The 10594-nt window shown below is 68.4% G+C and carries 12 protein-coding genes; 8 read left to right on the forward strand and 4 right to left on the reverse strand.

The features are described from left to right. Window positions 1-21 precede the first annotated feature (21 nt). Entirely contained in the window at window positions 22-540 is a 519-nt protein-coding gene (locus ABZ749_RS19420; RefSeq protein ID WP_357229657.1) for a hypothetical protein, read from the forward strand. 99 nt (window positions 541-639) lie between these two features. Here ABZ749_RS19420 and ABZ749_RS19425 read toward each other — a convergent pair whose 3' ends face one another. After that, on the reverse strand, window positions 640-1890 hold the full coding sequence (locus ABZ749_RS19425; RefSeq protein ID WP_357229637.1) for a PQQ-dependent sugar dehydrogenase: 1251 nt from the start codon (window positions 1888-1890) through the stop codon (window positions 640-642). A gap of 184 nt (window positions 1891-2074) precedes the next feature. Between ABZ749_RS19425 and ABZ749_RS19430 the strand changes: the two genes are divergently transcribed. The 5 genes from ABZ749_RS19430 (at window position 2075) to ABZ749_RS19450 (ending at window position 6564) form a co-directional block, all read left to right on the forward strand. Beyond that, window positions 2075-2605 (forward strand): hypothetical protein, encoded by a 531-nt coding sequence (locus tag ABZ749_RS19430; RefSeq protein WP_357229639.1) that lies wholly within the window; start codon window positions 2075-2077, stop codon window positions 2603-2605. A 110-nt stretch (window positions 2606-2715) separates the two neighbouring features. After that, window positions 2716-3951 (forward strand): low temperature requirement protein A, encoded by a 1236-nt coding sequence (locus tag ABZ749_RS19435; RefSeq protein ID WP_357229641.1) that lies wholly within the window; start codon window positions 2716-2718, stop codon window positions 3949-3951. Window positions 3952-4188: 237 nt separating this feature from the next. Beyond that, window positions 4189-4488, forward strand: coding sequence for a hypothetical protein (locus ABZ749_RS19440; RefSeq protein WP_357229643.1), 300 nt, complete (start codon window positions 4189-4191; stop codon window positions 4486-4488). 77 nt (window positions 4489-4565) lie between these two features. Further along, complete coding sequence (locus ABZ749_RS19445) at window positions 4566-5123, forward strand: hypothetical protein (RefSeq protein WP_357229645.1); 558 nt, start codon at window positions 4566-4568, stop codon at window positions 5121-5123. Between the two features lies 1 nt (window position 5124). Then, window positions 5125-6564 carry an NAD(P)/FAD-dependent oxidoreductase gene (locus tag ABZ749_RS19450; RefSeq protein ID WP_357229647.1) on the forward strand — a complete coding sequence of 480 codons (1440 nt, stop codon included), beginning with the start codon at window positions 5125-5127 and terminating at the stop codon, window positions 6562-6564. 163 nt (window positions 6565-6727) lie between these two features. Here the strand turns inward: ABZ749_RS19450 and ABZ749_RS19455 are convergent, their stop codons facing one another. After that, window positions 6728-7336, reverse strand: a complete 609-nt coding sequence (locus tag ABZ749_RS19455; protein WP_355008537.1) for a helix-turn-helix domain-containing protein — start codon at window positions 7334-7336, stop codon at window positions 6728-6730. A gap of 307 nt (window positions 7337-7643) precedes the next feature. Here ABZ749_RS19455 and ABZ749_RS19460 point away from each other — a divergent pair, with 307 nt between their 5' ends. Continuing rightward, a complete protein-coding gene (locus tag ABZ749_RS19460) occupies window positions 7644-8417 on the forward strand; it encodes an alpha/beta hydrolase (RefSeq protein ID WP_357229649.1) in 774 nt (257 codons plus the stop codon). Between the two features lie 138 nt (window positions 8418-8555). Here the strand turns inward: ABZ749_RS19460 and ABZ749_RS19465 are convergent, their stop codons facing one another. Beyond that, the gene (locus ABZ749_RS19465; protein ID WP_357229651.1) at window positions 8556-8879 is read right to left on the reverse strand and encodes a nuclear transport factor 2 family protein; all 324 of its coding nucleotides are present in this window, start codon (window positions 8877-8879) and stop codon (window positions 8556-8558) included. 101 nt (window positions 8880-8980) lie between these two features. Next, window positions 8981-9811, reverse strand: coding sequence for an SDR family NAD(P)-dependent oxidoreductase (locus tag ABZ749_RS19470; protein ID WP_357229653.1), 831 nt, complete (start codon window positions 9809-9811; stop codon window positions 8981-8983). Between the two features lie 58 nt (window positions 9812-9869). Between ABZ749_RS19470 and ABZ749_RS19475 the strand changes: the two genes are divergently transcribed. Further along, window positions 9870-10520, forward strand: coding sequence for a TetR/AcrR family transcriptional regulator (locus tag ABZ749_RS19475; protein WP_357229655.1), 651 nt, complete (start codon window positions 9870-9872; stop codon window positions 10518-10520). Window positions 10521-10594: the final 74 nt, after the last annotated feature.

Consider the following 10594-nt stretch of genomic DNA (forward strand, 5'->3'; position numbering starts at 1 on the left):
GCCAGTGCGCCCTCGGTCGGCGTGCCGGCCAGCGCGGAGATCCGTCGCCCGTCGGCGATCCGGACGCGCTCCTCGTCGAGCGCGGCCAGTTCGAGCGCACCACGGGTGGTCCTGCACGACCTGCACGTCGTGGAGGAAGGGCGGCCCGCCGCGGTGCTGCTCGCGGTCGTACCGCTGATCTGTTGGGTCGCCGCCGTGCTGTGGCGGCGTCCGCCGCGTCCGTTCCTGACCGTGGTGGTCATCGGGGCGATCTACGGTGTTCTTCTCGCGGTTGGTCACCAGATTCTGTGGGACGAGGCGTTCGGTGCGACCGGGCCGAGGCTCGGGGACGTCGACCCTCGGGCGCAGGAAGCGATCCTTCGGGTGGCGGCGGTGTTCTCCAGCCTCGTCACCGGAATCCTCACCGGGGTGGTGGCCGGGGCGGTGGCGGCGGTGCTGAGCCGGCTCGTCATCGGGCGGCAGCGCGCTGCCGAGCAGTCGGTCAGGAAGGTGTGGCGCCCACCGGACGAGGCGAGTGCCACTCGGCCTCCGCGAGGCTGATCTGTCGACCGGCGAGCACCAGCTCGCGCGAGCAGGGGACGGCCGCCGAGCGCGGCCGTCCCCAGAGGTAGCGCGGGTGTCACGGGCATGTCCCGAGGTTCAGCGGATCGTCGCCCCGGCGGTGGGGGTCGGGGTCGGCTGGACCCGCTCGAACCGCACCTTGCTCAGCCATCCCGGGAGGTCGCTGAGCACGTACAGCTCGCCGTTCACGTCGGCGCCGAACGCCGTCGGCTGGGTGGGGAAGGTGCCGATCTCAGCGGACTCGTAGCCACCGGTGGACTTGGGACGCACTGCGAAGGCGCGGGTCGAGCAGTAGTCGCTGGCGATGTAGGTGCCCCGCGCCTCCGGGGTGACGGACCCCCGGTACACCAGGCCGCCGATGATGGAGCAGTTCTCGGTCATGTAGTGGTCGTACTCGACGATCGGGTCGGTGAGCCGCACGCCCGGTCGGCACTGCGTCTCGTCGAAGACCGGCGTGCCCTCTCGACAGGACCAGCCGAGGTTCGCGCCACGCTGCGACGGGCGGATGTGGTTGATCTCCTCGATCAGACCCTGGCCGACGTCACCGATCCACAGCGAGTTGTCGGCCGGGTCGATGGAGAACTTCCACGGGTTGCGCAGCCCGTAGACCCAGATTTCCGGCCGCGCGCCCGCCGTGCGGACGAACGGGTTGTCGTAGGGCACGCAGTAGGGCTTCGCCCCGCAGCTGCGGTTGACGTCGATCCGCAGAATCTTGCCGAGCAGGGTGCCGAGGTTCTGGCCGCTCTTGTAGGGGTCGTTCGCGTAGCCACCGTCGCCGAGGGACCAGTAGAGGTAGCCGTCGCGGCCGAAGGCCACCTGTCCGCCGTTGTGGTTGCCGTACTCGGCGTGCTCCTGGGTGAGCAGCACCTGCACCCGATCGGGGGCGTTGATGGGCACTCGCGCCAGGGTCAGCGCGCCGGCCGGCAGGCTCGTGTAGGCCACGTAGAGCATTCCGGTCCGCGCGAAGTTCGGCGCCGGTGTGATGCCGAGAAGGCCGCGCTCGTTGTCCGACGTGTCGATCCGGGCGGTCAGGTCGATCACCGGGTCGGGTGCCAGGCCGGTGTCGGGGTGGTAGGCGCGGACAGTGCCGTTCTTCTCCGCGATCAGCATCCGGCCGTCCGGCAGCCCGGTGATCGCGATGGGACGCTGCAGACCGAAAGCCACCCGTTCGGAAACCACTGTCAGCTCAGCGAGTGGCACAGCACGGGTTTTGGATGGGCCGGCCGCGGCAGTGCCGGCCATTGGCGTCGGTGGCGACAGGGCCGCAGCCAGGGCCAGAGCGAGCAACCCGGCCAGCATGGCGGCCGGGCGACGACGTCGTCGTGACATGTTCAGCTCCTCGAGCAGGTGGGTGGTGGACACGGTCTGGGAGCGTTCCCACCGTACAGTGACTGCAATCGATATCCAACTGATGTCTGCGCGTCCCGTTCGCGCCTGGGCCGTCCTGCGAGGTCCGGAGCGGGTGACAACGGACGGTAGGGTGAGTCACCGATCAATACGAACGGTGGTGCCGGTGAGTCTGATCCAGGTGGGTGTCACCGCGACGACGACAATGCTGGCGGTCCTCATCGGTGGGTGGCTCACCATCCGGGCGCAGGATCGGCTCTGGCGGCGCGACCAGGATCGACAGTGGCGAGACATCCGGCTGACCGCGTACACCGACTTCATCGGGGCGCTCCGGGAGTACGTGGCCTTTGTTCTCAACCCGGCCGCCCGGGTCACCGCGGTGCCGCGCCCCCGTGATCCGGGTGATCTCATGCCGTTCTTCGACGACGAGGGCATTCGCTACCGGGAACGACTGGAAAGTACCAAGACCGCGCTTCGGCTGGTGGCCGGCACAGTCGAGGTGGTGAGCCGCTCGTCGGAGCTGGTGCGCCAGGCCCGGCTCCTGGCGGCTGCACGGGCCAGTAGTGGCGCCGAGGCGTTGCCCGCGGAACGATTCGACGCCCTGTGGGACGCCGAGCGCCGATTCATCGAGGTTGCCCGGGCCGAACTCGGCCTGCCCTCCGCGTTCGCGCCCCGACCGGTCAACCCCCGCCCGTAACCGTCACGCTGGGCCCGCCGCCGTCATTCCAGGCCAGACGCCAGGTGAACGTCGACGCAACTCCACTGGCGGTCGGCTCGTTGGTAGCGAAGGGCGGACGGAGGCGGGAAATGGCGGCGGGGCGGGGCGCCGAGTTGCTGCGCCCTCCGATGAGTTCGGGTCGGGCGACGTTCCTGGAGCTCTTCTTCGATCTGGCCTTCGTGGTGGCCCTCACCCGGGTCTCGCAACGTTTCGCCGGCGTAGCCGATGACACTGGCTGGGCGCTCCTCACGGGCTTCGGGCGTACCCTGCTGCTGTTTCTGGCGCTCTGGTTGATCTGGTCGCACACCGCCTGGATCACCAGCCGGTACGAACCGGAGCAGCCGGTCATTCAGGCCGTCGTGATCGGCACCATGTTCGCCGGACTGATCATGGCGGTGACGCTGCCCCGCGCCCTTGAGGAACGAGCGGTGCCGTTCGCGGTCGCGTACCTGATGGTGATGGTGCTGCGGCCACTGGTGGTCGCGGTCGCGTTACGGGGGCATCCACGACGGCTGGTGCCCTTCCGGCTCTTCGTGTGGGCAGTGGCGAGCGCCCCGCTGTGGCTGGTCGGCGCGTTGGGCCCGGACCACCTCCGCCTGCCGCTGTGGGTTGTCGCCCTCGCTGTCGACTACCTCGCCTGGATACTGGGCTGGCCGCTGCCGTGGCTCGGGGTCTCGAAGATAGGTCGGTGGCGGATCGCGGGGACTCATCTCGCGGACCGTTATCAGCAGATGTTCCTCATCGCGCTCGGTGAGTCGATTCTGGTTATCGGCGTGGTCTTCAGCGGCGCGGACTACTCCGGGGATCGGGCGGCCGCCTTCGCGGTCACGTTCGCGACCAGCGCGTTGCTCTGGCGAATCTACTTCTACCGCGCCGGTCTGCTGTTGTCGGAGGCGTTCGGTCGGGCCGGTATGCCCGGCCGGCTGGGCGCGACGTCGGAACGGACGCACCTGTTGATCGTGCTCAGCGTGCTTGTCACAGCGGTCGGCTACGAGCTGGTGATCGATCATCCGTTCGGGCAGCCGCGGCCCAGTTGGCTGCTGTTCGTGGTGGGCGGACCGATGCTCTTCCTCGTGGGCCGCTTACGACTGGAGTACGAGATCTTCGGTCAGATCTCCCGACCCCAGGTGATCGGTTTGGGCGCCCTGTTGTTGTCCACGCCGGTGCTGGCGCATTGGGCGCCGATGGTCGGGTTGAGCGTGGTGGCCTGTGTGCTGGCCCTGGTCGCGCTACTCGGAGCGCTGCGCTGGCAAGGCCAGCCGCTGGAGGTTCCCGCGTCGCCGATCGGACGGGAGACGTCCGGAGACCGCGACTCCGAGGCGTGACGCGGCACCCGTTCGCCACGATGGCGCGTTTCGTCACGTAACCGCCCGGCTGGGTGCACCGCACGTCACGTCCAACCGGTGCTCCTTCACCCAGGTGGTGGCGAGCGCCACAGCAGGCCCAAGATAGAACGGTCGGTCTTGACCGTGGGGGGCCGAGTGGGTACTCTTCCAACAGACAGAACGTTCGTTCCACTTGGCGTCCGGCCAGGTGTGTGGCTGTGCCTGAAGGAGAGCGCCGTGCCCACCAAGATCACCCTTGTCATCGGTAACCCCGCCGACCCCGACGAGTTCGAGAAGGTCTACGCCGACGTACTTCGGGCCGCGGAGACGTTCCCGAAGCTTCAGCGGGTCGAGTCGGCCAAGGTGTGGCCGAAGGAGGACGGCACGCCCACACCCGCGTACCGGACGCTCGACCTGTACTTCGCCAGCTACGAGGACGCCTCTGCCGCAGTCGCGACGCCCGCTGCCGGTGCCGTCTTCGGTGGGCTCCAGGGCGCTCAGGTGGAGATCACGGGGCTGTTCTCCCACGTCGAGTAGCACCGCCCTTCCCCTCCCGGCGGCGGCCCTCACCCCGCTGGATGTCCTTCGCTCCGGAAATTTCCGAGAGGATGACCATGACCACCGTTGCCGTTCCCGGCATCTCGACGACGGCCGCCGCCCTGCGGCGGTTGTACTTCGGTCGCTTCGCCTTCGCGATCGTCTGGGCCGCCGTGACGTTCCCCCTCGCCAAACACCTCAACCCCCTCACCGCCGCACTGCTCGTGCTCTACCCGCTCTTCGACGTGGCCGCCGCCATCGTCGACGTCCGCGCGTCGCGGGCCACCGGATCGCCCACCCTGCTGTACGTGAACGTCGCGATCAGCCTGCTCGCCGCGGTGGGCCTGGGTGTCGCCGGCGCGTCCGGCATCCCGGCGGTCCTGCGCGTCTGGGGCGCCTGGGCGGTCGTGGCCGGACTGGTTCAGCTGATCGTGGCCGTCACCCGCCGCAAGATGGGTGGCCAATGGCCGATGATCATCAGCGGTGGCATTTCCGTCATCGCCGGCGCATCGTTCTTCGCGGCAGCCTCCACGGACAACCCGGCGCTGACCAACGCGATCGGCTACGCCATCCCCGGCGCCATCTTCTTCCTCATCGCGGCCATCCGCCTCGGCCGCACCGCGAAGGGAAACTGACGTGGAAAAGGCCGTGTACGACGTCATTGTCATCGGCGCGGGGCCGGTGGGGGAGAACGTCGCCGACCGCGTCGTGCAGGGCGGCCTGACCGCCGCGATCGTCGAGCGGGAACTGGTGGGCGGCGAGTGCTCGTACTGGGCCTGCATGCCGACCAAGGCGCTGCTGCGCAGCCAGACCGCGCTCCGGGCGGCTCGTCAGCTGCCCGGTGCGCGCGAGGCGGTGACCGGCGAACTGGACGCGCAGGCCGTGCTGCGTCGCCGGGACACCTTCGCCTCGCACTGGAAGGACGACGGGCAGGTGTCCTGGCTGAATTCGGCGGGGATCGCGCTGTATCGGGGCCAGGGACGGCTTGGCGCCGACCGGGTCGTCGAGGTGACCGGCGCGGACGGCGCCACCACCTCGCTCACCGCCCGGCACGCCGTCGTCGTCGCGACCGGAAGTGGCGCGCTGGTGCCGGACATCGCCGGTCTACGCGAGTCTGCACCGTGGACCAGCCGTGAGGCAGCCGCCGCGAGCGAGGTGCCCGGCCGCCTCGCCATCATCGGTGGTGGCGTGGTGGCCACGGAGATGGCGACCGCGTACGCCGGCCTCGGATCAGCGGTGACGGTGCTCGCGCGCGACGGGGTGCTCACTGCGGCGGAGCCGTTCGTCGGCGAGCGGGTCACGCAGTCTCTGCGGGAAGCTGGCGTGTCGGTCCAACTCGGTGCCGAGGCCAGATCGGTGAGCCGCGACGGCGACGGGACGGTGCACATCACGCTCACCGACGGCGGACAGGTCGAGGCCGACGAGATCCTCGTCGCGATCGGCCGTACGCCGAACACGCACGACCTGGGCCTCGACCGGATCGGCCTGAAGCCGGGCGCCTGGCTCACGGTCGACGACACCCTGCGGGTGGTCGACGGGGCCGGCGCGTTGATCGGCGACGGATGGCTGTACGCGGCGGGGGACGTCAACCGGCGTGTGCTCCTGACCCATCAGGGCAAGTACCAGGCCCGCGCGGTGGGCGACGTGATCGTGGCGCGAGCCACCGGCGAAGCGACAGACGACCGTCCGTGGGGTCGGCACGTCGCCACCGCCGACGAGCGCGCCGTGCCGCAGGTCGTCTTCACCGACCCGGAGGTCGCGTCGGTAGGGCTGACCGCAGCCGCCGCTGAGGCCGCTGGACTGCGGATCCGGGTCGTCGACTACGACCTGGCCGCCGTCGCCGGGGCCGCGCTGCACGCCGACGGCTATCAGGGGCACGCCCGGATGGTCGTGGACGAGGACCGACGGGTGATCGTCGGCCTCACCCTCGTCGGCCCGGACGTCGCGGAACTGATCCACGCCGCGACGATCGCGATCGTCGGTGAGGTTTCTCTGGAGCGGCTGTGGCACGCCGTGCCCGCGTACCCGACCGTGAGCGAGGTCTGGCTGCGCCTGCTGGAGGCGTACGGCCGCTGACCTGCGTCGTACGGCCGTCCGCGTCATCGGCGGCCGTGGGCCGCTGCGACGAGAAGAAGACGAGGTCCGTCGGGCGAGGGTGCGCGCTCAACCGGTGTGGCACCACAACAGGAGCTGGGTCATCCTCCGATCGGAGGGTGGCCCAGCTCGAGGTCGTGCGAGGCTATCGGGCCGACTCTGCCGACCGAAGCTCCGAGTTGATCCTGAGGAGCCCTTCGACACCGCGCAGGAAGGTCTCGGACACCTTCGTGGGGTCGGCGAGGCATCCCGCCGCCATGGCACCGTCCCGGAGCATGACGAAGTGGCGCGCTGCGGGATCCGCCGTTCCTTCGTGGACCTGTGCCATGAGCGTGGTGATGGTGTCCAGGAACCATTGCCGGTGGGCCATGAGTTCCTGGTGCACGGGATGGTTCGTGTCGGGATATTCCGCCGCGGCGTTCAGAAACGCGCACCCACGGAACCCGGGGGACTGGATGTTCTGAGCGATGGAATTGGCGATGGCCAGGAGCGGGTCGACCGGCGATCGGTTGGCGGCGAGCGCCTCGTCGACCATGCCGCGCTCCAGTTGATGCACCTCCCGCAGGTAGGCCAGGATGAGATCATCCTTGCTGGGGAAGTGTCGGTAGAAAGTAGCCCTGGTCACCTTCGCCTCGGCGATGATCCGGTCGACGCCGACGGCGTGAATGCCTTCCGCGTAGAAAATCCTGGTCGCCGTGCGGAGAAGCTTGAGGCGCGCCTCGGAGGGCCGGTTGGTGGGTTCGTCGCTCGCCATCCAACCATCTTAGCGACAGAACGTTCGGTCTTATCCTTGTCGGCGGTTGAGACGTCATACCCAATGCTCGCTCAACGTGCGAACGGTGACCGTCAACTCATCTCGCTGTCCGGTTCGGATGCCGGCCAGGCGTTCGGCGTTCTCCGATCTCGCTGACAGTGGCCCGATCAATGCGGGATTCTGGATGCTGCAACCCCAACGGAGCAGGATCGCGCGGGCTGATACGCGGTGCCCGGGCGACCGTACTCGTCGGTCCGGCCGGCAATCGCGGGCAACGGGTGACGAGGCCTCTCGAAAGGACCTCCAGATGAGCGCTGCTTCTGACATGTCTGCCCAGGAGATGCCGACGATCGTGCTGATCCACGGGGCATTCGCCGAATCGTCGAGTTGGAACGGGGTGATTGCCAACCTCAAACATCGGGGCTATCCGGTCATTGCCGTCGCCAACCCGCTGCGTGGTGTGCAAAAGGACGCCGCATACGTTCGCGCCCTCCTGGACAGCCTGCCCGGACCGGTGGTGATTGCCGCCCATTCCTACGGCGGGGCGGTCATGACCGAGGCGGCGGCCGACGCCCCCAACGTCAAGGCCCTGGTGTACGTCGCCAGCTTGAGCCCGGACGTGGGCGAAAGTGCGCTCGGGTTGCTCACCAAGCACCCCGGAAGTCAGCTCACCTCGAGCATCAGGATGATCCCGGTACCCGACGACGACGGCGGCATGACCATGGATCAGTACATTGTGCAGGACAAGTTCCACGAGGCGTTCGCCGCCGACGTCGACTCCGGCACCGCCGAACTCATGGAGGCAACCCAGCGGCCCGCGTCCGCGCGCGCTCAGGAGGAGAGCGTGACCAAGGTCGCCTGGAAGACGATTCCCTCCTGGACCCTGATCAGCGCCCAGGACCAGGCCATTCCGCCAGACCTGCAGCGCTTCATGGCCGACAGGGCGGGCTCCACGACAATTGAGATCGCCGCCTCCCACGCTGTGGCGGTCTCGCAACCCGGCCCGGTCGCCGACTTCATCGACACCGCCGCCCGTGCCACCGCACGCTCGATGCAGATGTCCAAGAGTCGTCGAGGTTAACGACGGTCGCTTCGTAGCGAACGCGAGTCTGTCGAACCTGGTCGCGACTGCACCGTGGCGGTTGAGCCGATTGATGCCGTGTTCCGCTATCACGCTCACCGGCCGGAGCAGCCCTCGGGCAACCCGGCCGGTGACGCATCAGACGGGCTCGATCGCGAGGTCGATGACCTGGTCGTTCTTGATGTCGAACACAAATGCGAATGACAGCGGCCCGCCGGGGAAATCACCGTCCCCGGAGGCCACCAGCCGGTCGTCCGCGAACGAGGTCGGCGTGAGCACGACCTTGGGGTCGATCAGGTGCCCCTGGATCCACTCGCGGATCTCGGCCTCGCCGGCCCAGGTCTTCCCGTCATCGCGCACGGTGGCCCCGTCGCCGAAGACCGCGGCCAGCGCGTTCGCGTCGTGCGCGTTAGTTGCCGTGATGAAGTTGTCGACGGCCGTGGGTAGAGTGATGTCGTTCATTCCTGCTCTCCAATGTGTCGAGTGGTGCCAGGACGCTGGCGCGTGCTGGCATGTCCCTGCGACACCGGTGTTCAGCTCGAGGTGCCGACCAGGGGCAAGGCTCAGAAGTCCGCTCCGCGGGAGAGCTTCTCGTTCGCGCGCAGCTCCGCGAGTGCGTTCTCGTGCATCGCAACAACGACGTCGTAGCCGGAGTTGCCGAGCACGATTCGTTTCGGCGGAACGGGTGCGTTCATCGCGCTGATCACGGCCTGCACTCCACGGACAGGGTCTCCTGCCTGCTTGCCGTTGTGGTCAACGAACGCCGCCTTGACGCCCTCGACCATCGGCACGTAGGCGTCGACGATCTCGTTGACGTCCTCGTTCTGGAAGTAGGTGAAGGCCTTGGTGCGGAACGCTCCCGGCTCCACGACGAGCACTCGCACACCGAATGGCTCAACTTCCTGGCGCAGTGTCTCCGACAGTCCTTCGATCGCGAACTTCGCCGCCGCGTAGTAGCCGAACCCCTGTGCGCCGACGAGGCCTGCCACCGACGACATGTTCACGATCCATCCATCGCCTCGTGCCCGCATACCGGGCAGGACCGCGCGCATCAGCTCGACCACGGCGAACAGGTTGAGGTCGAACGTGCGGCGGATCGTCTCGTCAGGGGCACCCTCGATCGAGCCGTACCAGCCACGGCCCGCGCTGTTGACGAGCACGTCGATCCCGCCGAACCGCTCCTCGGCCGTCTTGACCGCCGCACGCACCTGGTCGGCATCGGTGACGTCGAGCTGGAGAACCAGCACACGGTCTCCGTGTTGTTCAGCCCACTCGTGTAGTTCAGAGGGCCGACGCGCGGTCACCACCACCTGATCGCCCTGCTCCAGGGCGGCCTCGGCATAGACCAGGCCGAACCCTCCGGGAGTCCCGCCAGTGATGAACCAAGTCTTCATGGACTTCTCCTCTCGCTATAGAAGCCAATGTAGCGCTACATGAGGTAATGTAGCAAGCATGCAGAACGCACGGGATCGACTCCTGCTCGCCGCGGCGGAATTGCTGGAGAGCGGCGGCACGGTGTCCACGAGGGCGGTGTGCGATCGCGCCGGGGTGCAGGCCCCGACGCTGTACCACCACTTCGGCAGCAAGCAGGGCCTGATCGACGCCGTGGCAAGCCACGGCTTCACCCAGTACACGGCGGTCGAGAGCTCCGGCGACCCGCTGGACGACCTGCGCGAGGGCTGGAACAGGCACGTGCAGTTCGGGCTGGAGCACCCGTCGTTCTACGGGCTGCTCTACGGCCGCGCCCAGCCAGGAAAGCCCTGCGCCGTCACCGCCCCCGCGCACGCCGCGCTGCGCGAGCGGTTAACCGCCGCCCGGGGCCTGCTCAAGGTGCCAGCGGCCGATGCCGCCGAACAGGTGCTGGCCGCCAACGTCGGCATCACGCTCACCTTGATCAGCCAACCGGACCCGGATCTCGGGCTGTCCGGACGCGTCCGCGAGGCCGCCCTGGCCGGAGTCCTGCGCATGCCCCCCGCCGAAGCCTCCGAGACTCGTGCGAGCGCCGCACTGACGCTGCGTGCGCTGGTCGGCAACGACCCGGGCGACCTCACCCCTGGCGAACACGCGCTGCTCGGCGAGTTGCTGGACCGCCTGGCCCACTAGCTTGATCTTTAACCTGCGGGGCGGTGGCATCGACCCCGGCTGATCATGGGGACAGCCCTTGGTCGATCATTCCT

Origin of the sequence: Micromonospora sp. NPDC047753, from assembly GCF_040642735.1 — a bacterium.
GTDB lineage: Bacteria > Actinomycetota > Actinomycetes > Mycobacteriales > Micromonosporaceae > Micromonospora.